This is a genomic window from Microcoleus sp. B9-D4 (genome assembly GCF_036705105.1).
In the GTDB taxonomy this organism is placed as follows: Bacteria; Cyanobacteriota; Cyanobacteriia; order Cyanobacteriales; family Microcoleaceae; genus Microcoleus.
On the sequence record NZ_JAUBTS010000020.1, the window covers coordinates 92,491 to 118,732 of the forward strand.

The 26,242-nt window shown below is 45.4% G+C and carries 20 protein-coding genes; 11 read left to right on the forward strand and 9 right to left on the reverse strand.

The annotated features are described in order from the left end of the window. Positions 1-11: 11 nt before the first annotated feature. Together QUB24_RS14680 and QUB24_RS14685 are read right to left on the reverse strand one after the other, a co-directional pair. Positions 12-395, reverse strand: a complete 384-nt coding sequence (locus QUB24_RS14680; RefSeq protein ID WP_333153888.1) for a hypothetical protein — start codon at positions 393-395, stop codon at positions 12-14. 436 nt (positions 396-831) lie between these two features. Then, entirely contained in the window at positions 832-1,722 is an 891-nt protein-coding gene (locus QUB24_RS14685) for an ABC transporter permease (RefSeq protein ID WP_333153889.1), read from the reverse strand. 289 nt (positions 1,723-2,011) lie between these two features. Between QUB24_RS14685 and QUB24_RS14690 the strand changes: the two genes are divergently transcribed. From QUB24_RS14690 to QUB24_RS14705, 4 genes are all read left to right on the forward strand, one after another. Continuing rightward, the gene (locus tag QUB24_RS14690) at positions 2,012-2,344 is read left to right on the forward strand and encodes a Tse2 family ADP-ribosyltransferase toxin (RefSeq protein ID WP_333142489.1); all 333 of its coding nucleotides are present in this window, start codon (positions 2,012-2,014) and stop codon (positions 2,342-2,344) included. Between the two features lie 81 nt (positions 2,345-2,425). Continuing rightward, on the forward strand, positions 2,426-2,662 hold the full coding sequence (locus QUB24_RS14695) for a hypothetical protein (protein WP_333153890.1): 237 nt from the start codon (positions 2,426-2,428) through the stop codon (positions 2,660-2,662). A 132-nt stretch (positions 2,663-2,794) separates the two neighbouring features. After that, positions 2,795-3,274, forward strand: coding sequence for a DUF433 domain-containing protein (locus tag QUB24_RS14700; RefSeq protein WP_333153891.1), 480 nt, complete (start codon positions 2,795-2,797; stop codon positions 3,272-3,274). Next, entirely contained in the window at positions 3,264-3,626 is a 363-nt protein-coding gene (locus QUB24_RS14705) for a type II toxin-antitoxin system PemK/MazF family toxin (protein ID WP_333153892.1), read from the forward strand. Before QUB24_RS14700 ends, QUB24_RS14705 begins: the two co-directional genes overlap by 11 nt. Positions 3,627-3,716: 90 nt before the next feature. Here QUB24_RS14705 and QUB24_RS14710 read toward each other — a convergent pair whose 3' ends face one another. Then, the gene (locus tag QUB24_RS14710; RefSeq protein WP_333153893.1) at positions 3,717-4,244 is read right to left on the reverse strand and encodes a hypothetical protein; all 528 of its coding nucleotides are present in this window, start codon (positions 4,242-4,244) and stop codon (positions 3,717-3,719) included. A 33-nt stretch (positions 4,245-4,277) separates the two neighbouring features. Further along, positions 4,278-4,778 (reverse strand): hypothetical protein, encoded by a 501-nt coding sequence (locus QUB24_RS14715; RefSeq protein WP_333153894.1) that lies wholly within the window; start codon positions 4,776-4,778, stop codon positions 4,278-4,280. A 374-nt stretch (positions 4,779-5,152) separates the two neighbouring features. On the opposite strand from QUB24_RS14715, the gene QUB24_RS14720 reads away from it, so the two are divergent. Both QUB24_RS14720 and QUB24_RS14725 read left to right on the forward strand, forming a co-directional pair. Then, positions 5,153-6,559, forward strand: a complete 1,407-nt coding sequence (locus QUB24_RS14720) for an NB-ARC domain-containing protein (RefSeq protein ID WP_333153895.1) — start codon at positions 5,153-5,155, stop codon at positions 6,557-6,559. Between the two features lie 178 nt (positions 6,560-6,737). Then, on the forward strand, positions 6,738-7,325 hold the full coding sequence (locus tag QUB24_RS14725) for a Uma2 family endonuclease (RefSeq protein WP_333153896.1): 588 nt from the start codon (positions 6,738-6,740) through the stop codon (positions 7,323-7,325). Between the two features lie 262 nt (positions 7,326-7,587). Here QUB24_RS14725 and QUB24_RS14730 read toward each other — a convergent pair whose 3' ends face one another. From QUB24_RS14730 to QUB24_RS14740, 3 genes are all read right to left on the reverse strand, one after another. Next, entirely contained in the window at positions 7,588-8,610 is a 1,023-nt protein-coding gene (locus tag QUB24_RS14730; protein ID WP_333153897.1) for an ATP-binding cassette domain-containing protein, read from the reverse strand. A 729-nt stretch (positions 8,611-9,339) separates the two neighbouring features. Continuing rightward, complete coding sequence (locus QUB24_RS14735) at positions 9,340-9,528, reverse strand: hypothetical protein (RefSeq protein ID WP_015175516.1); 189 nt, start codon at positions 9,526-9,528, stop codon at positions 9,340-9,342. Positions 9,529-9,842: 314 nt separating this feature from the next. Beyond that, entirely contained in the window at positions 9,843-10,766 is a 924-nt protein-coding gene (locus QUB24_RS14740) for a histone deacetylase (protein WP_333153898.1), read from the reverse strand. 395 nt (positions 10,767-11,161) lie between these two features. On the opposite strand from QUB24_RS14740, the gene gyrA reads away from it, so the two are divergent. The 3 genes from gyrA (at position 11,162) to QUB24_RS14755 (ending at position 16,189) form a co-directional block, all read left to right on the forward strand. Continuing rightward, positions 11,162-13,873: a DNA gyrase subunit A gene (gyrA, locus tag QUB24_RS14745; protein WP_333153899.1), complete on the forward strand. Its 2,712-nt coding sequence runs from the start codon at positions 11,162-11,164 to the stop codon at positions 13,871-13,873. Positions 13,874-13,991: 118 nt separating this feature from the next. Then, on the forward strand, positions 13,992-14,648 hold the full coding sequence (locus tag QUB24_RS14750; RefSeq protein ID WP_333153900.1) for a Uma2 family endonuclease: 657 nt from the start codon (positions 13,992-13,994) through the stop codon (positions 14,646-14,648). A gap of 248 nt (positions 14,649-14,896) precedes the next feature. Continuing rightward, positions 14,897-16,189: a ribonuclease D gene (locus tag QUB24_RS14755; protein ID WP_333153901.1), complete on the forward strand. Its 1,293-nt coding sequence runs from the start codon at positions 14,897-14,899 to the stop codon at positions 16,187-16,189. 75 nt (positions 16,190-16,264) lie between these two features. Here QUB24_RS14755 and QUB24_RS14760 read toward each other — a convergent pair whose 3' ends face one another. Together QUB24_RS14760 and QUB24_RS14765 are read right to left on the reverse strand one after the other, a co-directional pair. Then, positions 16,265-16,609 (reverse strand): hypothetical protein, encoded by a 345-nt coding sequence (locus QUB24_RS14760; protein WP_333153902.1) that lies wholly within the window; start codon positions 16,607-16,609, stop codon positions 16,265-16,267. Between the two features lie 103 nt (positions 16,610-16,712). Beyond that, entirely contained in the window at positions 16,713-19,244 is a 2,532-nt protein-coding gene (locus QUB24_RS14765) for a vWA domain-containing protein (RefSeq protein ID WP_333153903.1), read from the reverse strand. A gap of 212 nt (positions 19,245-19,456) precedes the next feature. Here QUB24_RS14765 and QUB24_RS14770 point away from each other — a divergent pair, with 212 nt between their 5' ends. After that, positions 19,457-20,446 carry an AEC family transporter gene (locus tag QUB24_RS14770; protein WP_333153904.1) on the forward strand — a complete coding sequence of 330 codons (990 nt, stop codon included), beginning with the start codon at positions 19,457-19,459 and terminating at the stop codon, positions 20,444-20,446. 161 nt (positions 20,447-20,607) lie between these two features. Then, positions 20,608-26,187: an AAA family ATPase gene (locus QUB24_RS14775; protein WP_333153905.1), complete on the forward strand. Its 5,580-nt coding sequence runs from the start codon at positions 20,608-20,610 to the stop codon at positions 26,185-26,187. Positions 26,188-26,242 lie beyond the last annotated feature (55 nt).

Below are 26,242 nucleotides of genomic sequence, written 5' to 3' on the forward strand. Positions count from 1 at the left end.
CAGTGGTAAATTTAAGGGACGGGGGCGGTAATTTCTGCAGGTGCGATCGCCCCTGGTGTAGGTACTGCTTGCTTTTCCAGTAGTAGGCGCTGTTTGTTCCGAAATTCGGCGGCCGCATCGTTTAAATTTTGGCGCTGTTCGGTAGTAAATTCTTCCATGCTGCGGCCGCCTCCCAATTTGGATCGGTGAATTAAATCAAATATTCCGCTGCCGCTGCTGCGGCCGGAAAAGGGGTCGGTATTGTCTTGAGTTTGAAAGTCTTGCAGCGGTTGGGCATTATTTAAACCGCTGGCTTGAGCGAAGCTTGCTTGAGGGGAGAACAGAGCACAGGATGCGATCGCGCTTGCAGCAATCCCCATCATCAATTTGCCGGATTTAGAAGTTTTGGTGTTCATAATTTATTAGTTGAATCTTCAAAAAAACAATTCTATCTCAACAATATTCTGACTTGTGACTAAATATTATATTACTTCGCTGGGGCTCAGGATAGGGCAATGCCCATTGGTTTCAACTTAAGCTTTTAGTCCGCCAGTCCTCTCGCTTACCCGGTAGTCCGCCAGGGAATGAATTCCCTGTCTCATAGCTAAAGTCCTCTGAAAGAGGACTGAAGAAGTCATTAGTCCTCCCGCTGACCCGGCAGTCCGCCAGGGAATGAATTCCCTGTCTCATAGCTAAAGTCCTCTGAAAGAGGACTGAAGAAGTCATTAGTCCTATGCAAGAGGACTTTGGCTTTGAGAGTCTTGTTTCAACCCCTGACTGACTATCGGTTTTAGCTTAAGTTGACAGGACGAAAGGCATCCTAGAATTGACGGTGCAGGTGAAACGATCGCCCTAAGCAAACCTGCGTCTCAGCAGCGGTTGAATGCTCAGCAGCGCCACCAAATCAAACGCCAGCAGCACTAATAGGGCTCCTCCAAAGGTAACATTACCCCAAGGAGCCTGCATCACCACACTGGCTAGGGACCAATCGCTGTGCAGGTACAGGTAGCGGATGGGTTCGATCGCGTAACTCAGAGGATTGAGAGTCACCACAACTTGCAGCCACTCTGGCATAAATGACAGCGGCGCGAGGGCTGTGCTGGCAAATAACAGTGGCAGGTTAGTAACAAAAATTACCGCAATTAATTCTACGTGGCCGGGGAGAGCGAAGGCTAAACCCAGACTCAAGCCGGTGACGCCCAAAACTAATAGTAGGACGATCAGGGCGATCGCCCCCAGTCCGGCAATTCCGGGGAATCCTGCGCCCAAAAACGCTCCCGCTGTAACGATTGTGCCGGTTTGGATAAAGCTGAGGGTGACGATAAAAATAGCCGAAGCGAGGACGATCGAAAATCTCGAAGCCAACGGCGCGACTAATAAGCGGTTGAGAAATCCGAACTCGCGATCGAACATAATCGGCAAACCAGCATTCAGCGCCCCGGCAAAAGCAGTAAAAACGATTACACCAGCGCCGAGAAATTGTCCGTAATTCTGGCTTTCGCCGAACAAGCCTGCGGGTGCATTTTCAAACAGAGCTCCGAACAAAACCAACCACATCAGCGGCTGAATAATGCCTGCAACTAGCGTGGAGGGGCGACGCTGCAATTGAATAAACAGGCGCTTGGTTAAGGCGAGTGTTTCTTGGATGAAGTCGGCCAGCAGGGAAGTGGAAGTGTCGGCGGATGCCGTGGAGAGTGGCCGCTGCTGGTTGAGGTTGTTGGGGGATGTAACAGTACCGCTCATAATTGCTTGTTGTTGATTTTGATTAAATCTGAGATATTGCACCAGTTGCAATCATCCCTTTAGGGCGGGCTAGAAGCCCACCCCACAAGAAGAAAATTGACTCTTTGTGGAACAGGCATCTTGCCTGTTCTTGAGAATGCTGCTCTTGGGTGAGTTAAATCTAACTCTCTTTACAGTAGCAAGTCTGGAGGTATTGGTGGTGTTGGGCGGGCGATCGTCACAAGCCAGCAGATTAGGTTGTATAGTCATTATGATAAATTCTACATAGCTGGGAATCTTCGATCGAGACATGGCAGAAACACCGATCGCTCTATATCGACAAGGCAACGCTAATTCACCTAGAATGGATAATGTCCGACCGAACAAAGATGTTGCTACTTATGAAGAAAATGGTCGCATCTGGGTAGATCCTACTTTAGGAGGTGGGATTTCGACATTTGCTACTCAAAGAAGCGACAAAAACTGGTGGAAGTTAGATGCGGAGAGTGAAATTCCTGCCGCCCTTGATTTAGTTAATGACCACAACGATCATTGGTTGTGGAAACCGAGTCATATTATGCCGATAGAGGAGTACAAGGAGTCTCTTCGACTGATAAGTGCATCTTTCTACAAAGTGAGTTAACGATTTTCAGCTTTAGCAGCTTTGACACAGAGTAGGTTAGCATAGTGGCAAGTAAGCGTAAAGATTAAAAAGAGATTTCAGATGATTCTATCTTTTAAGGATGTACAATTTATTATCGAAGCTCTTGAGTTTCGGATCGAGGCATACCGAGAACGTTTGAAGGATGAAGAATTGGATGAGGATGAAGCATCAGATATCGGCAACGATCGCTATTTTTTAGAAGCGTTGCGCGAAGATTTGATGAAAGCTATTAAGGATGGTAGTCTGCCGAAAATAGCCGAATCTTCAGACGGTTTGTATCAAGAGGTAAGAAGTTAATGAGGGTGCTTCCCTTCGGGATAGCTCCGCTTCACGCACTTTTTTGCGATAGGGGGATGGGAAGCGCGATCGCTCTTGCTGTGACAGTGCTATGCTAGATAAGAGAGCGATCGGAATAGGGAGGAAAGAATCTTGTCAACTATCACCGATATAGGAACTTTAATTAGCCGTCAGTCTGATATACATGGTGGCTGTCCAATTATTGCCGGAACGGGTGTTACAGTCCGGCGCATTGCTATTTGGTACAAGCAAAGTTTGAGTGCAGAAGAAATTGCCGATCGCATCGGGCATTTAACTCTCACCCAAGTCTATGCAGCTTTGACTTATTACCATGCTAACCGAGAGGAAATTGATGCTGACATTGCAGCGGAGGAAGCTGAGGGCGATCGAATAGAAGCATTGAATTCTCAGCGTAAGATTCAAAAGCAGCCGACGGATATAGCTTTGGAAATACCAACAGTAGCCAGCTATCCCAGTCGCAGAGAATTTATGAAATTACCGCTGGAAGAGAGGGGAAGGATTTTAGAAAGACAAGCTGAGGCAATGTTGCAACATTACCAGGAAGATAGAGAATGGCAAGAATTAGAAGCAGGAGATTTAATTGACTACTAACTCTCCTTCTCCTAAACGGGGTGATATTTGGTTGGCTAATTTTGACCCAACACTGGGAGCCGAAATCAAAAAAATTCGTCCGGCTGTAGTGGTAAGTTCTGATAATGTTGGTAAGTTACCAGTGAAACTGGCTGCACCTATCACAGATTGGAAAGAATATTATGCTGGTAATATCTGGCACGTTAAGATTGAGCCAGATATTGCTAATGGTTTAACGAAAGTTTCGGCAGTGGACGTATTGCAATTGCGAGGTATGGATGTACAAAGATTCATTCGTAAAATAGGAGAACTTTCGACTACTGATATGGAGGAAATTGTCAGGGCGATCGCGGCTGTAGTAGAGTATCAGTAGTTATTTATCAAGAGCGATCGCACTTAGCTTAAGTAAGGGCGATCGCAGACTTACAACTTAGCATTCCCAGGTTACGCAGTCAGAAGGCAGTTATGGTTTAGCAGCTTTAACCACATCCTCAACCATTTTAATCGCCTCTTTGATTGCTATTTGACCGCTTTCTACGGCCCTAATTAAATCCTGAGCGTCTTTCGGGCTAATTAAATCGAGCCTGACGGGTTCTTTCAAGGAAACAATAAATTTAGTTTTATCGCTGTCTTTCAGGTTATAGGCTCTTTCTTTGTCTTCAATATCTGTTAGCTGTTTTTCTAAGTTTTTAAGTATTTCTTCTTGTTTTCCCTGGTCAAAATTACCATCAAATATTCGTTTTATCCCTACAAGAGCAGCAGCACCTAAAGCTGCACCGCCAACAACTAATCCTACGGGAGGTGCAACGACCCACAACCCAAATAGAACTGGTACACCACCGAAAGCTGCCACCGCCGCACCAGCACCGGCAGCCCCCACCACACCAATGCCAATATCTGCTAAAATCCCTAATTTATCATGTGGATTTTTTTTCAGTTGCTCTATTGACTTCAGAATTTGCTCTTTGGTTGGCGTTTTATTTGCCGACATATTAGACCTCAATCTTTTTGCTAATTTAGGCAGTTAAGCAGTGATGACGTTGCAGAAAATTGTATTGAAAACGTCTATCATTAATTGAAAAAATGCTTTAGCAATCTCAATAATCTCTTGAACAATTCCAATAATTCCATCAGACACCTCTTTGCCTCGATCGAGTCGGTGGCCTGCTATTGCACCAATTGGGATACCCAGCGCTGTTGCCAAAGGTTCTAATAACGGGCCGACAAATGGTATCGAACTTGCCAAAATTCTTACAGCGACACCAACAGCAACCCCTATAACTAAATTGGGATGCGCTTTGACAAATTCTATAATTTTAATCAGGAGAATTTTGCCGATAAGTAAAACTTTGTTAGCAGCTTTTTTCGTGTATGTGGCGAGTTCATGCAGCCGCATCGAGACTTCATGCGGCAAGCCGATATCATTTAACCACACATACAAGTCGCTGCTACTCATTGCATCAGCATCGACTTGCCAGAGAGCCATTTTTAAATTAGCTTGCGGTAGGGATAATGCACTAGACATAATTTTTTATCCTGGTGGAAATTACCAAATTTTTACGAACATTTCACGAGGCGAAAATCCCCTAGACATTGCTCACCGATGCAGCCACATTTTGAGCAACTTTTTGAACCGTTAGGGATGGACGGTGCTATCTGGCATAGTTGCGCCAGTCAGATTTACATTGTTAAAATCTTTTAGGTTGCCTAAGATTGTTTTCAAGCCCGTTATTAAATTTTAATTTAATTTTTATGTATTGGAAAGTAGGAGAATGTCACAATTTGCCAGGAGTTAATAAAATTAGCTAGCCGTTAAAAGTCATATTTTGTCCTTCTTAGCCATAAAACGTCAGAAAAAGTCTGATACAATAGATAAAACCTCCTACATTTACCCAATAAATGGATGTTCAAGAACTCTTAAGGTTGGCCGATGGCTTGGTGTTCGCTAAGACCGGCAAACGATTGGACGATCTGCAACAGGCAGTAGTACGGGGAACGTGGCAAGGTAAAAGATACTCCGAAATTTCTAAAGAGGTTCATTGTACTGAACGCCATGTCAGAAATATTGCCTCAAAGTTATGGCAAACTCTTTCAGAAATATTAGATGAAGATGTAATGAAATCAAATTTGCGCTCCACAATGGAGAGGTATGAATTTTCTAAAGTTTCAAATTTTGGTGATTTTAATTTTGTACAAAACAAAGGTAACATCAACGTTTGCACAGAAACCTCACACCCTCCAAAAGCTCCACAACACTCACCCCCTACACAAACCTCAAATGAAGACAACACCCAACAGAAACCCCGACTCGATTTAAGAGATGCACCGGAGATCAAAACCTTTTACAACTACCCCAACTCACCCCTCACCGCCCTCGAAACCTGGATTCTAGAGCAAAACTGCCGCCTCCTCACCATCACAGGCATGGCAGGCACCGGCAAAAGTGCGATCGCCCGTCACCTCATCCCCCAAATTCAAACTCAATTCGATCGCATCATCTGGCTCAGTCTCCGCACCTCCCCACCCCTCGAAACAACTCTTAAAAATCTTATTCAATTTCTATCAGATAGAACAGATATTAACTTTTCCGCCAACATCGATGCTCAGTTGTCAATCCTAATAGAAACATTGCGAGACAATCGCTGTCTAATCATCCTCGATGACGTGCAGCAAATTCTCAGCAGCGGGCAACTTGCAGGAAATTACAAACCCGGATATGAAAACTACGGAACCCTATTTAAACTCATCGGCGAAATTCCCCATAATAGCTGCTTAATCCTCAATAGTTGGGAACCTCCCTCAGACATCATCACATTCACCGACGATAATTCAGCAGTACGTTTATTGCAGTTAACCGGTTTAGGTGAAGCAGCAACCGAAATTCTTAGACAAAAGTGTTTGTTGGATGAAGAAACATGGCCAGAATTGATTAACCTTTATCAAGGTAATCCCCTGTGGTTAAAATTAGTCTCTCAAACCATTAACAACTTATTTGGCGGTAGAGTCTCTCAATATTTAAGCTATCAACCAGTATTTTTAAGCGATGAATTGACACCGATATTGCAGCAGCACTATCAGCGGTTGTCCGAAATAGAAAAACAGGCGATTTCGCAACTTAGTAATGAAATAGAACCTGTTTCGTTTACTCAATTCATGTCAAAAGGTCAAGGTTCGCAGGGCGAATTATGTAAAGCTATTCTATCTTTAACCAGACGGGGAATTATAAAAAAATTGAGCGGTGAAACAGAAACCGTTTTCACGATTCCACCTGTGTTAAAACAGTATGTTAAAATGGTTGCAGAATAGTCTTAAATATCTATAGTCCTGGACGCGCTCCGATTAAAGAAACCGGGTTTTTTAACTAATTTACGGTATGTAACTAAGTATTTCGTAAAAAAACCCGGTTTCTGGGCCACCATGCGTAAGTCCTAATCTAGTTAAATGAGAGCCAACCACGATCGCAACTCAAACCCAACCTAAACTAATGCTCACTTTCGATCGATTCATCAAGCAACTTCCAGATGAAGACGGACGCTATGAACTGGCTAATGGAGAAATTCTCAAAATATTACCAACAATCAGACTCCACGAAAATGTAGCTGATTTTATTGAAAATACGTTCTACGACGAAGTAAAACGACTCAACCTTAATTACAGAATATCTGGCAGAATTGTAGTCAGGACATTAACCCCCAATGGTAAAGAACAAGGCCGGCATCCTGATGTTACAGTAGTAGACAAAACCCTCTGGGAATCGCAGCCCTTCGCCTATTCAGCCCTAACTGAACCACCACAATTAGTTGTAGAAGTTGTCTCAACAAATTGGGAAGATGATTATATCGACAAGCTGGATGAATATCAGCGGCTGGGAATTTCTGAATATTGGATTGTCGATTATTTAGCTTTGGGTAGCCGAAACTATTTGGGCAACCCGAAAGAACCGACTGTTTTTGTTTACCTGCTCGATGAAAATGGGGTTTATCAAATGACTGCTTACCGAGGAACTGAGCGAATTATATCTCGAACTTTCCCCGAATTAGCATTGACAGCAGAGCAAGTGTTGGATGTATGATATCAAATCTGCCGAAAAGATAAGGATAAAGCATTGCTCATTGGTTTTCGCTTCAACCGAAAGACCGCCAGGGAATTAATTCCCTGGCTAATAGCTAAAGTCCTCTAAAGAGGACTAATGAGTAATGATTTCTTCAGTCCTCTTGAGAGGACTTTAGCTTTGAGGCAGGGGTTTCAACCCCTGACGGGCTCAGGGAAAGAGCGTCTCGAACAGGCAAGATGCCTGTTCCACAATAATTATTGGACAGGTTTATTAAACTAAACTACGATCGCATCGCCTGTTTTTGCTCCGCCTTCAAATCGCGGTTGCTAGCAGCAGCCAACTCCGCATCCAACAGCGTCTTACCAGTCGCAGCCAAATACACATCATCCAAACTCGGCCGAGATTGAGCAATCCCAAAAGTAGGCAATCCCGCATTTTTTAAAGCTTGCTGAATAGTCACCAGCGCATCGCTTTGCGGTGTTACTACTAAATTGAGAGAATTTCCTTGAGCCGCGTTGACAATTACTTCCTGCACAAAAGGCAAAGATTGCATTAAAGTTTTGGCTTTTTCGGCTTCTTCCATCGGCGAAAACTCCCGAATCCGCAAAGTCACCCGATCGCCCCCAACCCGATTTTTCAACTCCTCCGGCGTACCCTCAGCAATCACCGTACCCTTGTCAATAATCGCCACGCGATCGGCCAAAGCGTCAACTTCTTCGAGATAGTGACTCGTAATCAAAACCGTCGTACCTTCCTCCCGCAAGCGGCGCAGGAAATCCCACACCACCACCCGGCTTTCAATATCCAGCCCGACAGTCGGTTCGTCTAACACCAAAACATCCGGCTGGTGAAGCAACCCAGCAGCTAAGTCGAGGCGTTTGCGGATACCGCCGGAATAAGTACCCGTCTTTTTATTTTCCCACTCCTCCAAACCCAGGAGTTTCACCATTTCGTCAATCCGCCCTTTAATCCTAGGGCGCGGCAAATGGTAAAGCGCTGCTTGCAGTTGCAAGAGTTCTCGCCCCGTCAGCACCTTATCGAGAGCCACTTCTTGGGCGACATAGCCTAGTCTTTGTCTAGCAATTCTCGGCTGGCTGACAGCAGAAATGCCAGACACTTCAATGCGTCCGCTATCGGGCGCACTCAAAGTACAAAGTACCCGCAGGGTTGTGGTTTTGCCTGCACCGTTGGGGCCTAGCAAACCAAATATTTCCCCCGGTTCTACCTTGAAGGAAACATCTTTAACGGCTTCTACAGTGCCGTAGCGTTTCTGAAGATTTTCAATTAAAACGGCGGGAGCCATATATTTTGGGGATGAACTGGTTGTTAATATTTTGACACTTCTGAGCTCAAATTGCCGGAAGGGTCGATCGCCAATGCGACTCGGTGTGCTTGTACGATCGCACAATCCTCCTCAACCGGAAACAGATTCTAGTTTTGATTTTTAATACCCGTTTATAAAATATTAACTTTATAGCGGTTCTCAACCCTGATATTCATCAGTTTTCCCACTATTTAATCTCCCATCTCAAATCATGTCCGGTCAATTAACCATGATTCCTGTAGGGGCCCGTGAGCCAAGATATTGAATAGAAACGGGAAAATCTGTAAACCCGCCCTGGCCTTTAATCGCGGTCAATCGATCCGACATGATATCAAATCCAAAAAATTATGAGTTTTGAGTTAATTCTAACTTTGCAGTTAACAACTCAAAACTCACAATTGTTCAACAAGTAGAGATGCACCCGAAACCTGTTATTTTATAATTATCTCTACCTATAGGCTGATGTGTAGCGAGATTTTGATAATTAACACACTGGTCAAACACATCACACTTTCGAGCCAACTATCAAACACAAAAAACTTCCCGAATTGGCAAGTTCTACTTGTAACGAGTTCCCAAAAAATGTAACTGTAGGCCCGTGCTCTCAACCCCGATAGTTATCAGTCATCACCAATTCTTTAATCGCAAATCGCAAATCGCAAATCGAAAATGGTATTAACTCCTTTACAGAGAGTGGCTGCCATGTCTTTAATCGACAATTTTTACCCAACCGCGGCGAACGTTGTACAGCAGTCGGTTGATGATGGCATACTCATCTTCATTCAGTGTTCTTTCTAAGAGTGCAGATCTGAGCTGTCTCCGGTCGTGGCGAGTCACGACGCTGGAGAACATGACCTGACCAAATAACTCTTCGAGTGTCATTTGGGATACTGACATGATAAACCTCCTAGTTGATTGAGACAGATAAAATTTTAACAGGCTTGTTGTATTTGTATTATGCACTCTGGGAGCGACTTCACAGGCGATCGAAAACATTGACACGGTGTGATTTTTCGGTTAAAAATCTGTGACCGAGACTTGGATCGGCAGTGACTTGGATCTCTTAAATTTGTGATGCTTGTCACTAAAGTCAGAGGGGAAAAGTCAGAAGTCAGAGGGAAAAAGGCCCTTGCAGCGCGATCGCCCTCAAAAACTCTCCATCTCGTCCTCATGGCTTCTCAACCTTATTTTCCCCTATGCCAATTTTCCAGCTAATTGAGGCATCGGTCAATAGTCGCCACAACCGACTCGGCCAACTCTTTCAGCGCGTAACCCCCCTCCAAACCAAAAGCTATACGGCGGGTGAGTTCCAGGCAGTATCCGGTGAAAGTACCGAAATCGGACGGCATCAGAGTCATGCTCGCCAGCGGATCGGACGCAGTAGCGTCATAACCAGCGCTGACAATCAACAAATCCGGTTCAAATTTGGACAAAAAAGGCACGACAAGAGATTCAAAGGCGCTCAGGTATTCAGCTATGCCACCGCCCGGATAGAGGGGAATGTTCAGCACGTTGTCGTAGGCACCGCGCTCCTCGGCATCCCCCGTTCCCGGATAGCACGGAGATTGATGCAGGGAACAGTAGGCAATTTGCCGGCAGCTTTCCACCAAAGATTGAGTGCCGTTGCCGTGGTGCACGTCCCAGTCGAGGATGGCGACACGATTGATTCCCGGCTGTTCCAAGGCGTAGTGAGCGGCGATCGCAGCATTGGAAAACAAGCAAAAACCCATCGCGCGGGCGTTTTCGGCGTGGTGTCCCGGCGGCCTAGCCAGCACAAAAGCCGGTTCCCCCGCAGCCACCACTCGATCGACCCCATCGAGCCAAGCACTCGCCGCTAGCAGCGCTACATCGTAACTTTCAGCAGAAATCGGCGTATCACCGTCGAGGTAGCCGCCTCCCCGATGAGCCAAATGTTCGATTTCTTTGATGTATCTTTGCGAGTGAACTTTTTTGATAGCCGAGAACAGTTGTTGTTCGCGCTGCGCCACTGGGGTGGGCAGTTGCCATTCAATTTGATCCGCCCAGGGAGCAGCTTTCAGAGCATTGACGATCGCCGTTAAACGTTCTGGTCGCTCTGGGTGAAGCATTCCAGTCTTGTGCAGCAAGAAATCTTCGGAGTAGATGACGGGTAGCATCGGCTGATTTTAGATTTTAGATTTTAGATTTTAGATTTTTAGTTGGCTTTAAGAAGGCCTTCGGTTTTGTGAAATTAAAATTTCGATCGAGTCACCATTTTAATTTCTTATATGGCCGTCAAAAAACTCACCAAACCATCAAAGCGTTCAGCCTAAAAAAACCTTTTTAGCTTTTGCCAACTCCTGACAAAATCACCAACTGACAAATTATCAATTGTGCTTGTTTCGTCCCTTAATTTTTCTGGCAACTTTCCCATAAAGTCCAAGGCAAATTGTGATATAATTTCAGGAGTAATTGGCAATATTTGGCAGCTCTACTGAATCCAAACCGATTTTATCGCATTTTTGAGATTTATAGCGGTCAAATTTAAATTTTTAACGGAGTTTTTCAACCTATGAGCACCTCTGAGTCGCGGATAATCCCGACGGATCTGGGTAATGAGATGTCCCGATCGTACTTGGAATACGCCATGAGCGTAATTGTCGGTCGGGCGCTCCCAGATGCCAGGGACGGTCTCAAGCCCGTTCACCGACGCATTCTGTACGCCATGAACGAATTGGGCTTGACTCCCGATCGACCTTTCCGCAAATGCGCCCGCGTCGTGGGGGAGGTGCTGGGCAAGTATCACCCGCACGGAGATACAGCGGTTTACGACGCCCTGGTGCGGATGGCTCAGGATTTCTCCATGCGGGAACGCCTGATCAACGGCCACGGCAACTTCGGCTCCGTTGACAACGACCCGCCCGCTGCCATGCGGTACACCGAATGTCGCCTCACAGCCTTGACTAGCGACTCCATGCTGCGCGACATCGACTCGGAAACAGTTGATTTCGGCGACAACTTCGACGGTTCCCAGCAAGAACCCCTCGTACTCCCGGCACGCATCCCCCAAATTTTGCTCAACGGTTCCTCCGGGATTGCTGTAGGGATGGCCACCAACATTCCGCCGCACAATTTAGGCGAAATAATTGACGGTTTAGTAGCACTAATTCACAATCCAGCAATTACTGATCTGGAATTGATGCAGTACATCCCCGGCCCGGACTTTCCCACCGGAGGGCAAATTCTGGGAAGAAGCGGCATTCGCGATGCTTACACCACCGGGCGCGGTTCGATTACAATGCGCGGAGTCGCCGGCATTGAAACCATCGAACATCCCGGCCGCCCCGACAAAGAAGCAATTATTATCACCGAATTGCCTTACCAAACAAACAAGGCAGCGCTAATTGAGAAAATTGCCGAACTTGTCAACGACAAAAGATTAGATGGAATTTCCGACATTCGCGACGAAAGCGATAGAGACGGAATGCGGATCGTGATCGAGCTCAAGCGCGACGCCTATCCCCGCGTCGTCCTCAACAACCTCTATAAACAAACACCCCTCCAAGCCAACTTTGGAGCCAATATGTTAGCGCTAGTAAATGGGGAACCCCAACTACTTACGCTCTCCCAATTCCTCAATGTCTTCCTAGACTTCCGCATTGAGACAATTACTCGCCGGACTCAATATGAGCTCCGCAAAGCAGAAGAACGCGACCACCTTCTGCAAGGCTTATTAATTGCCCTAGACAACTTAGATGCAATTATTCACCTAATTCGCGCTGCTGCCGACTCTGCAGCAGCCAAACAAGAATTGATGGATAATTACGGTCTTTCCGAACAGCAATCAGACGCAATTCTGCAAATGCAGCTCCGGCGTTTGACAGCATTAGAAGCGCAAAAAATCCAGCAAGAACACGAAGAACTGCGAACTAAAATCGCCGATTTGGAAGATATCTTAGCGCGCCGGGAACGCATCTTAGAAATCGCCGAATTTGAAGCAGTAGAAATCCAAACCAAAATCGCCACTCCTAGACGCAGCGTCATCGAACACGCCGAAGGAGAAATCGATGAAAGAGATTTAATTGCCAACGAACAAGCAATTATTCTGATCACAGAGCAAGGCTACATCAAGCGGATGCCTGTCAGCACTTTCGAGGCCCAAAGTCGCGCTACTCGTGGCAAAGCAGGCGCGAAAATGAAAGAAGACGACGGAGTAGAACATTTTCTTTCCTGCTGCGATCACGATAGCGTTTTGTTCTTCAGCGACAGGGGCGTAGTTTACTCTGTCAAAGCTTATCAAATCCCCGTCTGTTCCCGGACTGCCCGCGGCACTCCCGTGGTGCAACTGCTGCCGATTCCTATAGAAGAAAAAATCACTTCTATGGTGTCAGTCACAGAATTCACCAGCGAAGAATACTTGGTCATGCTGACTCGCGGCGGCTACATTAAGAAAACCGCACTTTCCGCTTTTGGCAACATCCGCACTAATGGATTAATCGCGATTTCTCTAGAAGAAGGCGACCAACTGCGCTGGGTACGGAGAGCAAAAGTGGGTGACAGCATCATCATCGGTACGCGCCAAGGCATGGCAATTCATTTCCGCACCAATCACGAACAGTTGCGCCCAGTCGGCCGCGCGACGCGGGGTGTAAAATCGATGAAATTGCGATCGGGCGATGAGTTGATTAGCATGGACATTTTGCCGAGTTCAATTGTTGCCGAAATTGCTGAATTGGAAACTGAAGACTCCGAATTTGAGGCAGCTAATATTGCTCAATTAGAAACTGGCGACTCGGAATTTGAAGGGGCAGAAATTGCTGAATTGGACACTGAAGATGCGGAGGTGGAAGATGAAGAATTAGAACTGCAAGCCGAGGAAATTGAAGGCGAAGAAACCGAAGAAATTTCGACAGTTAGCAGCGAAGTTCCTTCAGTGTTGGTAATCACCACCAACGGCTATGGCAAGCGGGTTCCAGTTTCTCAATTCCGCCTACAAAGACGGGCTGGCAAGGGATTGACGGCTACTAAATTCAAGTCGAAAAAGGGTAAGGATCAGGTAGCTGCGCTGCGAATTGTCAACGAAGATGACGAATTGATGATCATTACCAACCGAGGTATTATTATCCGTCAGGCTGTGAGTGCAATTTCTACCCAATCGCGCACAGCAACGGGTGTGCGGGTGCAGCGGTTAGATGAGGATGATTCGATCGTAGCTGTGGCTTTAGTGCCGCCTGCTGGTGAAGAATCGGCGGAAGAATCGGAATCTGAGGAAGTGGCAGAATAGTCATAGGTTAATAGTTTGTAAGGTGCGCGCTGCGTACCTTACTGCTGAATGGTAAAAATGCGATCGCCCCTACTCTGAAGTTTTCCCTCAAAAGTCAAAGATTTTTTCCGGTGAGGTAATGATGAGTCAACTCCAAACCCAACTACTAACTGATACCTGGGTTACAGCGACTTGGGATGAATATATAGAAATTATTAAACAGCCGGAGTACGATCGAGCAAAATGCTACTACTACAATGGACAGTTGAGGATTGAAATGGCAGCAGTCGGGGCTGATCATGCTGATGACAACGGAATTATCGTCATCTTAATCAATTTATTTGGTATTGCTAAAGGTATAAAAATGAGACTGCTGGTCAACTGTAGCTACGCCAAAACGGGTGTCCGAGGCGCTCAACCTGATGCTTCTTACTACATCGGAGACCGGGTACAAACGGCACCTCGCGGCAGTTCGGTAGTGAATTTGGATAGCCTAGTTTCCCCAGATTTAGCGATTGAAATTGCCGACAGTTCTCTCGTTGACGATTTGGGGACAAAAAGAATGATTTATGAAGAATTAGGAGTGTCTGAATATTGGGTAGTAGACGTACAAAAAGCGCAAGTTATTGCTTTCAAAATAATTGCTAACCGGGGAAGCGAACGTCTGACGGAATCTCAAGTTTTGCCGGGGCTAAAAGTTGCTTTATTAGAGGAAGGTTTGCGCCGCAGTCGCCAGAAGGACAATACAGAAGTAGGCAACTGGTTTTTAGAAGAAGTTCGCGAGAATCGTCAATAGTGCGATCGACTGCATTCTTTTGTTAAACTGAAGGCTAAAAACCCGGTTGCGCTTGTGACCAGGAAAATTGGAGGCAGAGCCTCCTGATATGCGTCCCCAGGCAGAGCCTGGGTACGAGTAAGAAACCGGGTTTCTGCGCGTGTCCAGGACACGGAAAAGCCATGTCCGGCGCTTGAATCGTTGACAATCGAGCCGATAATTGCTATAGCATAATAGAATCAAAAAGTTAATAGCAAAAGTCGGTAAAAATGCCTTATTTAACAGCCGCAAACGACATCACAGCACTCATCGCTAAATTTGCCCAAACTAAAATCCTGTGGGTTGATACAGAAATAGCAGACTATAAATCCAACCCCAGATTATCTCTGATTCAGGTGTTAGCTGACTCCACAGATTCCACGGGAGATGGTACTTTTCTACTAGATGTCTTGGATCAACCAGAATTGGCCAAAGATTTCATCAACCAAATCATGGTAAATCCCGATATTGAAAAAGTCTTGCACAACGCCAGCTATGACATCCGATTTCTAGGCAATGACGACGCTCAAAATGTCACTTGCACATTCAAAATGGCGAGAAAGATTCCAGATTACATTCTGCCATTACCTAACCGACAACTCAAAACTTTAATAGAAACACTTTGTGGCATTGCTTATGTAGATAAAACAGAACAAAGCGGCGATTGGGCAAAGCGTCCCCTCACCCAGAAGCAGCTAGAATATGCCAAGATGGACGCCGTTTATTTAGCTGGAGTGCATCGCCGCCTGCTAGAAATCCTTGCCCAATGTTACCCCGAACCCGCAACGGAAAACTTGACAGCATTGGGCGAAAAATATCAGGAAATAGAATCTCGGTGGAAGCCGCTAGATTCAGAAATTGCTGAAGTGAAAGAACGCATTAAAGCAGGGATGCTGGCGCAAAATCTCAAAGATAGTTCTTATTTTGAGCTTTCCAGTTCGATAACGATGAAAGTTGATTTTATGACACTGGCGAGACTGACGCAAACTGAGGGAATTGAGTTGAATTTTCCGGTAACGCTGACGAAAGAAATTCAAAAACAGTTAGGCAACCTCATCGCTGATCCATCTTTGGAAGTGGAAGATATTGCTAGTTGGCGGTTGAATTCTAATGTACAGCAACGCCGGAAATCCACTAAGAAAATTGCGCTGGAACCGGAGAGTGAGGATTTAACAGCATTGGGGGAAAGGTACAAAGAAATTTTGCCTGAATGGAAGTTGCTGGATTCAGAAGTTGAGCATCTGAAAGAGCGCATTAAAAAAGCAATGTTGGTGCAAGATAAGGAAAATACTCCCGATTTTAAGTTATCCAGTTCCTCGATTTTGAAGGTAGATTTTGCTAGGTTGGCAAAACTTGCGCTATCTGTAGGGGTTGAGTTAGATTTTATGGTGACGCTGACTCAATACATCCAAAAGCGGTTAGGGGAAGCGATTAACAAAATTGATGTCCAAATTGAGTATATTACGAGTTGGCGGATGACGGCTAAGACTGTGGAAGATGAAGATGAGGAAATTCCGTTTTAAGTAGAGGGCGGGTACCGGGATACCGCCCTTACAGTATAAACGAATCGCGTTTCATTTTTGCTGTGTGTACCGCAACTAAGCTTGTTCTTCCAAATACTCTGCAACTGCTTGCAAATCTTCCAATCCTCGGTTCAAGCTGTTAAGCATAGCTTCCCCAGTTTCAGTATCAAAGTTGAGTTTAGGATTTTGGAAAGCTAACTCTTGAATTGCTTCTAGCCATAGTGAAAGCGGTACCTGGCGAACAGCTTCCCGTAACCCCATATTTGCCAATACTGCAAGATAAAAACCTGTCAAGTCTTGCCCTCCATAGCCATAGAAACCATGCCGCAGTTCTAGCTTTTCGGGGGTGTAGGCTGCATATTGATCGAAAGTGATCGGTGTGCGATCGAGTTTTGGTTGTGGGAGTGGTGGTGTATCCATATTTTTTGACCTGATTTGTTACTATCGGCTGCGCCTTTGCAGTTCATTTCAATCAACCATATTTAACTATTTAACCAAGGTGGGCTTTTGCCCACCCGAATTCCTACTTCCCTACCGTGAAATACTCATTCTTAGCATACACGCTAATAATGCAGTCTCCCACTTCAAAAAACATCCCCTCTTGCTCATCTTTAGAAAATTGCAAGTTGCCGTATTTAGAATTAATTTCCTCAGCAGTCGCCGCTTTTGCCTCCATTTCATCCGGGATAAGTCCGGTAGAACCGATATAGAAAACCAGCGGTGAAACTTTTTCGCGATACACTTTTTCGGCATAAGCTTCCAGTCGATCATTCGCATTAGCTAAAGCAGCGACAAACTCCTCTCGCTTGACATCTTCTTCCTGCCATTTCGCTTGCAAAAGCCGCAGCAGACTATCTGCACCCACTTTTGCTAAAGTAGCGCTAACAATTCCGTTATTTTCTAATCCCAGAAATTCATCGAAAATCAGTTTCATCAAGTCGTCAACTTTGGTGATTTTTGTTCGGGATGACAGCGTTTTGTGTGCGAAGACAACAGGCTCATCTAAGGTGATGTCAAATGTCGGTTTTGCTAGCTTTTCGCCCGTGTTTTTGTGGTAAACTTCATAAAGGCGATCGAGAAATTTGTTGGCCGAGTGCAATTTGCCGAAGTTGAGAATGTTTTTGCTGCCGATGTCGATTTTGTAGCTGACTCGCGAATCTACTGAACCGTTGGCGATCGCACTTTTTAAATCTGTGTATTCCGTCGTCGTCGGAAAGTTGATGTAAAGGCTTTTTGACAGATAATGCTGTTTCAATTCTTCCAATTGTTCCGCAGTGTAAGCCTCGGACTCCTCCTTCAAATGAGCCGAGAGAATGCTGGAGAGAATTTTAATGTTTGCGAGTTCTTCAAACACTCCGTCAAGGCTGCCGTAACGCCCGTCAAAAGGCACTAGGGGCAAAGTCTCTAACTTAATATCGTACTCTGAACGGAATTCGAATTCTTGCACAGGCGAACCGTCTTTTTCCAGGATACCGCATTTGTTGAGCAAATCAAACACTGGTTTGCTGCTGATTTTGGTTCGCAGCGACTTAATATTAACTTCGCCGTCGCTGACAATGGTATAATTGTTGAAAGTATTGAGGTCTGTAACTAGAATTCCCGCCACTTCTGCGATTAAAGTTTCATCCTCAACTTTTACCAGCTTAGCTTTTCGGGTAATCAGCATATTGATGGTAGCGGTATTTTGATTGATGGCAAATGAACCCATTTGCACGTATTCGCCACCATCTAAGAATTCAGTTTTCAGCCAAGGCTTGACAAGGTTGCCGTTTTCGTCTCGCTTTCCCTCAATTCGCTTCAAACCTTTTCGCTGATAATTTTCTTGCAAGTGTTTCAAGTTGATGATGATGCTGTTGCTGTTTTCCTCCAATATCTTGATTAACTCCAGCAGGGAAATTTTATCGCTGACTTTTACCCGATCGCCAATTTCATGATTTTTCAACACATCAGGCGCAAAAACAGCCTGTTCCAAATCTTCCGTAAACTCCGCTATTTGGGCATTTGTCAAAGCTTTCGCGTGTTTTTCAGTCAAAGTAGCGTCGAAGGTGCTCGCCAGCGCATACTTAGCCGTATTTAAATTGCCGTCAGCGAGGTTAGCTTTCGCAAAAGCCAACACCGACTCATCAGTTTGAGCAACGGGAACATTTAATTTGTCATACTCATCTTTGGCGACTTTCTGATATTTGTAAAACAGTCCCCGATCCTCTGCTTTCAGCCCGCAGATTTTCAGCGTGCTCGATGAACCGTTGATTTTCTTGCCACTTTTGGAAACAAAAACTTGATAATCATATTCCTTAATTAACGGTTCTTCCAGCGGAGGTGCAACGGAACTGCCTAACAGTTTTGTGCTGTCGTAAAGAGCATCATAAACCATTTTGACTTCGCCAGCGCGGATGCAATTTCCCGATAATGTGTTGGCGATTTTGGAGAGAAGTTTGAAGTCAGCAGAGGCATAGGATATGGTGTTGGCAAACACATCCATGTCTTTGAGTTCTTCGCAAATTTCCCCTAGTTTGGCAGCTTCGGAATTAGCACTTGGGTCATTTGCATAGCCGTCTGTGTGCAAATTGATCGCTGTCATTTCTCCCGCTTTAACCAGAGATTTAGCGAGTTCCATCGACTGCGATATGCAGGTATAGCCAGCCGTGTGGATTTTTTGAATTTCTTTGATGTATTGAGAGTCAAACTTCAGCACTTCTTGAATAGGAATTCGCTGGAAGTGACAAATTACATCCCCCTTGTCAGCATAGGAAATCAGGCTGACAATTAGCTGGTAATTGTTGTATTCGTCTAAGGTCAAAAGCTTGATTAGGGTTTCTTTCAGCGGTTCTAAGTCATAATACATTGAGCCGGAACGGTCGATGATGATGATGCTGTGAGCGACGGATTTTTCTGGGAGATCACCGGGCTTTCTTTCTAAATTAATGCGATCGACTAAATAGAAAGCTTTTGCGTTTCCGGCAAAATTGTAGAGGGTAAATTTGGTGCGAGTATTGGAGGCTGCTTGGCTGCTGGAACTTTTAACTTGAGATGATTGTTTTGCTTGCCGTGCCATAGTTGTCACCTATGTTGATTTATTCCTCAACTTTATGATTACACGCGCTTCTGTGGATGTCAAGGCCTGTCTGAAAAATTATCTGGGAGGGTGAATAACCATTTATATTTAGCGCCGTGGTGCCAGGGAAAACTGCGGCGGTAGGGTAAAGGTGGGTAGTTTTGGCAAAAGTAGTGGATCTGCGTAAATATTTAGTAAAGATTTAGCCAATCATGCTTTATTTAGAAAATCCGCTGCTCAAACTTTATCTAAATCTGATCGGATGGGTGGCGTTCGGATTTTTTCTCGGCCACCTGTTACCGAGAAGCTATTCTACATATTTAGCCAAGTTTCTTTTCTTCTTTGGTACGCCATTGAGCATTGTTGCTTTCATCCGTAGCGCTAATTTATCTGCCGCTATTTTGATTGCGCCGCTGACAGCTTGGGCGGCAATTCTAGCAGGTGGAGGACTCGCTTGGATTTTGATAACTTTTGTTGTCGGTGAGGAACGTTTTAAGACTCTTAATCGGAGCCCCCAAAATAGCCCGGAGTACACCAGCGCTTGGAGTTTGCCCACTCAAGGCAGCTTCTTATTGGCAACGATGGTGGGTAATACGGGTTTTTTAGGCATTCCCGTCACCTTGTCCTTATTAGGCTCGGAACACTTTGCCTGGGCGTTGTTTTACGACTTGCTAGGCACTGCCATGGGAATCAATATACTGGGAGTTGCTATTGCTTCTCACTGCGGTAAAAGCCGGCAGCGTCAGAGTTGGTTAATTCCCCTGCGGGCAATTTTTCAGAATCCGGCACTGTGGGCTTTTGGTTTAGGATTTGTCTCGCGCAGCTTGCCGCTGTCGCCACAAATCGCAGAATTGTTAACAACAGGCGCTTGGACTGTAATTACTTTATCTTTAATTACGATCGGGATGCAGTTGAGCAAGTTGAATTCCTTGCACAACCTCAAACAAGTTTTGGCTTGTCTCGTGATTAAAATGCTGTTAGTTCCCTTGGTAATTGGCACGGGATTAACATTTTTGGGGATCGCGGGCGTGCCGCGACTTGTGCTAGTGCTGCAAATGGCGATGCCTCCTGCTTTTGGTACTACGTTGTTGGCCGAAGCTTTCAATCTCGATCGCGAATTAGCAGTAACTGCGATCGGCCTCGGCTGCGTTAGTTTATTATTCACTATTCCAATATGGATGAGGCTATTTAATTTTTCATAAAAATAGGATTAGGTTAGTTTAAAAAGTGTATTATTTCAGTGATGCCCATCACAAAGGTTGAGCGCTCTATGCCACATTAATTTAACAATCACTGGACTGGGAAACTGTATTGGCTTCTGCTAATGTGGAAATAGCCCGCTGAGGACGGAAATAATAAAAGTATGGCAAGTATAAATTTTACATTGACAGGTTATCAAATTCTCGATCGCATTTACTCAGGAACTCGCACCCTAGTTTATCGAGCTTTCCGTATAGGCGACAAACAGCCAGTCGCCATCAAAGTCTTGCGGAGTCAGTATCCCAGCTTCAGCGAACTGGTGGATTTTCGCAATCAGTACACCATCGCCAAAAACCTCAACTTGCCCGGAATCATCGAAACCTACAGCTTGGAAACCTACCAAAACAGCTATGCGTTGGTAATGGAAGACTTTGGGGGAATTTCTCTGAAGGAATGGAGGGAACAAGGAGAAACGGGGCCGACTCTGAATGAGTTTTTGCAAGTGGGAATCGACCTGAGCAATATATTAGATATACTCTACCGCCACCGGATAATTCACAAAGACATTAAACCCGCCAATATTTTAATTCATCCCCAAACAAAACAAGTCAAACTCATTGACTTTAGTATTGCATCTTTGCTACCAAGGGAAACTCAAACCCTGATGAATCCTAACCTGCTGGAAGGGACACTCGGCTATTTGTCTCCCGAACAAACGGGAAGGATGAATCGCGGCATAGACTACCGCAGTGACTTTTACTCTTTGGGCGTAACTTTTTACGAATTGCTGGCGGGACGATTGCCGTTTCAATCCAACGATGTGATGGAATTAGTACACTGTCATATTGCCAAGCAACCACCATCACTGCATCAAATCAATCCTGAAATCCCGCCCGTACTTTCGGAGATTGTCAGCAAATTAATGGGTAAAAATGCCGAAGACCGCTATCAGAGTGCGTTGGGGCTGAAATTCGATTTAGAATGTTGTTTGGAGCAACTTGAAGAAAAGGGTAAGATAGAGAGTTTTACGATCGCCCAGAGGGATGTGGGCGATCGATTCATTATACCCGAAAAACTCTACGGTCGCGAAACAGAAGTAGAAACCCTACTCGAAGCCTTCGATCGCGCGAGTAGTGGCACAACTGAAATGATGCTAGTAGCTGGTTTTTCTGGGATTGGGAAAACTGCAATTGTGAATGAAGTTCACAAACCAATTGTCCGCCAGCGCGGCTATTTTATCAAAGGTAAATTTGACCAATTTAACCGCAACATTCCTTTCTCAGCTTTTGTGCAAGCATTTCGAGACTTAATGGGACAATTGTTGAGCGAAAGTGACGAGCAGTTGCAAAAATGGCAAACTCAAATATTGCAAGCACTGGGCGATAACGGACAAGTCATTATTGAAGTAATTCCGGAACTCGAAAAAATTATTGGCCAACAATCACCCGCACTAGAATTATCAGGAACGGCGGCCCAAAATCGGTGGGATTTGCTGTTTCAAAATTTTATTAAGGTGTTCACAAAACCAGAACATCCCCTGGTGATGTTTTTGGATGACTTGCAGTGGGCCGATTCCGCCTCCCTGCGGTTAATGCAACTGCTGGTTTCCGAGTCAGCAACCGGCTATTTATTAGTAATTGGTGCCTACCGAGATAATGAAGTATTTGCAGCGCACCCGTTGATGCTGACACTGGATGCAGCGGTCAAAGCTGGGGCAACAGTGAATACTATTACGCTGGAACCGTTGAGTTCAGAAAGTCTAAATCATTTGGTTGCTGATACGCTCAATTGTGATCCACATTCGGCAAGACCGTTGGCGGATTTGGTGACACAAAAAACCCAGGGAAATCCCTTTTTTGCAACGCAGTTTCTCAAAGCACTGCATCAGGATGGGCTGATTGAGTTTGACCGACTTGCTGGTTATTGGCAGTGCGATATTGTTCGAGTTCGGGAGGCAGCGCTGACGGATGATGTGGTCGAGTTTATGGCGTTGCAGTTGCAAAAATTGCCGCCAGCTACTCAGAATGTGTTGAAGTTGGCTGCTTGTGTTGGAAATCAGTTTGATTTGGGGACTTTGGCAGTTGTTTCCGAGCAATTGGAAACGGAAACGGCGACGGATTTGTGGAAGGCTTTGCAAGAGGGGTTAATCCTGCCTGAAAGTGAAATCTACAAGTTTTATATGGGGCGAGAAAGACGGGAGGAAGCCGAAAATTCGGAGGTGGTGAATTACAAGTTTTTGCACGATCGCGTTCAGCAAGCCGCCTATTCTTTAATTCCCGAACAAGAGCGATCACGAGCTCACTATCAGATTGGACAATTGCTGATCCAGCAAATTTCACCCGCAGCTATAGAAGAGCAAATTTTTTCAGTCGTCAATCAGTTGAATTATGGTATTGCGCTGATTGAAGACCAAACAGAACGCGACCATCTGGCACAACTCAACCTCACGGCTTGCCGCAAAGCCAGATCCGCTACTGCTTATCAAGCTGCTCGCGAGTATGCTGCGATCGGGCTAAATTTGCTTGGAGAGAGCGCTTGGCAACGGCAGTACGAGATGACCTTGAACTTGCACGAAATAGCCGCAGAAGTGGCTTCACTCTGTGGCGAATTTGACCAGATGAATCAGTGGATTGACACTGTGATTCATCATACCAGAACTCCCCTAGAGCGAGTGAGCGTTTACATCGTCAAAATTCAGGCTTTATCGTCCCAGAACAAGTTTTTAGAAGCAATTGCTATCGGTTTGTTGAGTCTCAAAGAATTAGGAGTTGAATTGCCCGATAGCGCTACATCAGAAGATATTCAGCAAGCAGTGCAGGAAGTTAATAGCTCGATCGGCGATCGACCTATTGAAGAGTTATTCGATCTGCCAGCGATGGTGGATGCCCAAAAGCTGGCTACCATGCAAGTGGCGGCAACTATGGTGTCAGTTTGTTATCTGGTTGGTTCGTCTTTGTTTGCGCTGGTGGCTGCCTTACAGGTAAATTTATCTATCCAATATGGCAACAGTCGTACTTCAGCTTTTAGCTATAGCTGCTATGGCATTTTTCTCAACAACTTTCTACAAAATGTGACGGTAGCCGCTCAATTTGGCCGATTAGCTTATCGTCTTGCCAGTGGCGCGGATGCCAAAAATATTCGCTCTGCAACTTTTTTTGCGATCGGAGTCTTTTTGTACCATCGCAAATCGCATTTGCGGGAGACCCTCCCCATTCTTCAGGCAGGCTATCAAGCCGGATTAGAAACAGGCCATCTAGAGTTTGTCGGGCATCATGGGCATGGATTTTGTCTAAATTCCTACTGCTGCGGTCAACCTTTGGCAGAACTTGAGCCCCAAATTCGGGCATACCGTCAGCAATTACTCGACCTCAACCAACTAGCGGCGGCAAATTATTGTTCGCTTTTTTTGGAAACAACGCTGTTTTTATTGGGTAATCCAAACAAGTTTGAGATTTCCTTTGAACAAAAGGGCGATGAGGAGAAGCTGGTTTCTGAGTCGCTTGCCACTAACGATTTGTACCGACTCTGCAGCTTCTATCTGTACAGGGCAACGTTGAGATTCCTGCTGGAAGACATTGCTAGGGCCTCCGTAGATATCGATCGAGCAAGACAGTATATAGCGGGAAGTGTAGGAAATACTTCCGAAGCTGGTTTATATTTCTATGACTCACTCATAGCCCTTGCCACTCCTGAGTCCGAGACGGAGTTAGAAACAGGGCTGTTTCCTTCTCACCAAAAACATGAATTTTGTAGGGGTAGTGCCCCCGTGCCTACCCCCGACCTAGACGATTCGATCGGCAGGTCAGACCAAGAGGGCCGGCACGGGGGCACGGCCCCTACGGATAATGAAACAGCCCTGGAGTTAGAAACTTCGTTGCAACGAGTTCAGGAAAATCAAAGGAAGTTGCAGCATTGGGCAGAACACGCCCCCATGAATTATTTGCATAAGTGGCAGTTGGTAGAAGCAGAGAAATACCGACTTGCCAGACAGAGGGCAGAAGCTATTGAAATGTACGATCGCGCTATTTCTGGAGCCAAAGAAAACGAATACATCCAAGAAGAAGCCCTCGCTAACGAACTAGCAGCTAAATTCTACCTCGACTGGGGCAAAGAAAAAGTGGCGCAAGCTTATATGCAAGAAGCCTACTACTGCTACGCTCGCTGGGGTGCGAAAGCCAAAATCGATGACTTAGAAAAACGCTATCCCCAACTTCTTGCTCCCATATTGCAGGCAAGAGAAAATCGTTTTGGAAGCAGCGAAACTCGCCTCCAAACCAGCAATAAATCGTCAATTTTACATCAAACTTGGCACACAACTCTATCTAGCAGTAGCAGTATTTACGAAGCCCTCGATTTCGCGACTATTCTCAAAGCCTCCCAAACTCTATCGAGTGAAATTCAATTAGAAAAATTGCTGGCTGCCCTGATGTGTGTGGTGATGGAAAATGCCGGGGCAAAAAAAGCAGTTCTCCTGTTGCTTAAGGATGGGAATCTCGCCATCGAAGCTGTAGCCTGCTTCCATCAAGATGTCATCTCAATATCTGTACCGCTGTCAGCCAGCGACGAGGTTCCCGCTGCTGTGGTCAACTATGTTAAGCGGACTTGGAAAACTGTCGTTTTGGATAATGCAGCAGTACAAAACGATTTTATTGCCGATCAGTATTGGGTGCAGAAAAAGCCGAAAAGTGTGCTGTGCGCGCCAATTTTAAATCAGGGTAAATTACTTGGGTTGCTATATCTAGAAAATAACTTGACAATTGGTGCCTTTACAGAAGAGCGCACTGATGTCATTCAACTTTTGTGCGCCCAAGCGGCTATCTCTCTAGAAAATGCTCGATTGTACCAACAATCTCAAGCTTATGCACAAGAATTAGAGCGATCGCTCCTTGATTTGCAGCAAGCACAGTTACAGATCGTGCAAAGCGAAAAAATGTCCGCCTTGGGCAATCTCGTCACAGGAATAGCCCACGAAATCAATAATCCTGTCGGCTTTATTAGCGGCAATATTGAGGAAGCAACGACCACGATTAACGATCTGATTTCCCACTTAAAATTATATCAAGAAAAACTGCCAAATCCCGGCGATGAAATTGAAGAAGATGCTGAGGATATTGATTTAGAGTATGCCTTAGAAGATTTGCCCAAGATGCTGTTGTCGATGAAAGTGGGGTGCGATCGCATTCGCGGCATTAGCACCAGCCTCCGCACCTTCTCCAGAGCCGATAAAGACTACAAAGTTCCGTTTAATATCCATGAGGGCATTGACAGCACCATCTTAATTTTGAAACACCGGCTGAAAGCCAACGAACACCATCCCGCGATCGAAGTCGTCACAGACTACGGCAATCTCCCCCCAATCGAATGCTTTCCCGGTCAACTGAACCAAGTCTTTATGAACCTGCTTGCTAACGCGATCGATGCCCTAGAAGAATCCAACCAAGGACGCAGTTTCGAGGATCTTAAAGCAAATCCCTACTGTATCACAGTTCGTACCAGTCAGTTGGGCGATCGACACATCAAAATTCAGATTGCCGATAACGGGGCGGGCATGACAGAATCAGTGAAACAGCGGATTTTTGACCATCTGTTCACAACGAAGGCAGTAGGAAAAGGTACTGGGTTAGGATTGGCGATCGCCCGCCAGATTGTAGTCGAAACCCACGGTGGAACAATAAATGTCAATTCCCATCAGGGAGAGGGAACCGAATTTGAGATAGTGTTACCTGTTAGGAATGAGAATTAAATAACTTCCACAAGTTTGTGGGATGGGCGTCCCGCCCGTCCAAAAAGGACGGGCG

Coding starts and splice junctions, on each gene's coding strand:
- QUB24_RS14690 (WP_333142489.1), top strand. CDS start 2,012: ATGGCAGAAACACCGATCGCTCTATATCGACAAGGCAACGCTAATTCA.
- QUB24_RS14750 (WP_333153900.1), top strand. CDS start 13,992: ATGATGAGTCAACTCCAAACCCAACTACTAACTGATACCTGGGTTACA.
- QUB24_RS14720 (WP_333153895.1), top strand. CDS start 5,153: ATGGATGTTCAAGAACTCTTAAGGTTGGCCGATGGCTTGGTGTTCGCT.
- QUB24_RS14765 (WP_333153903.1), bottom strand. CDS start 19,244: ATGGCACGGCAAGCAAAACAATCATCTCAAGTTAAAAGTTCCAGCAGC.
- QUB24_RS14715 (WP_333153894.1), bottom strand. CDS start 4,778: ATGTCTAGTGCATTATCCCTACCGCAAGCTAATTTAAAAATGGCTCTC.
- QUB24_RS14760 (WP_333153902.1), bottom strand. CDS start 16,609: ATGGATACACCACCACTCCCACAACCAAAACTCGATCGCACACCGATC.
- QUB24_RS14735 (WP_015175516.1), bottom strand. CDS start 9,528: ATGTCAGTATCCCAAATGACACTCGAAGAGTTATTTGGTCAGGTCATG.
- QUB24_RS14770 (WP_333153904.1), top strand. CDS start 19,457: ATGCTTTATTTAGAAAATCCGCTGCTCAAACTTTATCTAAATCTGATC.
- QUB24_RS14755 (WP_333153901.1), top strand. CDS start 14,897: ATGCCTTATTTAACAGCCGCAAACGACATCACAGCACTCATCGCTAAA.
- QUB24_RS14725 (WP_333153896.1), top strand. CDS start 6,738: ATGCTCACTTTCGATCGATTCATCAAGCAACTTCCAGATGAAGACGGA.
- QUB24_RS14680 (WP_333153888.1), bottom strand. CDS start 395: ATGAACACCAAAACTTCTAAATCCGGCAAATTGATGATGGGGATTGCT.
- gyrA (WP_333153899.1), top strand. CDS start 11,162: ATGAGCACCTCTGAGTCGCGGATAATCCCGACGGATCTGGGTAATGAG.
- QUB24_RS14685 (WP_333153889.1), bottom strand. CDS start 1,722: ATGAGCGGTACTGTTACATCCCCCAACAACCTCAACCAGCAGCGGCCA.
- QUB24_RS14740 (WP_333153898.1), bottom strand. CDS start 10,766: ATGCTACCCGTCATCTACTCCGAAGATTTCTTGCTGCACAAGACTGGA.
- QUB24_RS14730 (WP_333153897.1), bottom strand. CDS start 8,610: ATGGCTCCCGCCGTTTTAATTGAAAATCTTCAGAAACGCTACGGCACT.
- QUB24_RS14710 (WP_333153893.1), bottom strand. CDS start 4,244: ATGTCGGCAAATAAAACGCCAACCAAAGAGCAAATTCTGAAGTCAATA.
- QUB24_RS14695 (WP_333153890.1), top strand. CDS start 2,426: ATGATTCTATCTTTTAAGGATGTACAATTTATTATCGAAGCTCTTGAG.
- QUB24_RS14775 (WP_333153905.1), top strand. CDS start 20,608: ATGGCAAGTATAAATTTTACATTGACAGGTTATCAAATTCTCGATCGC.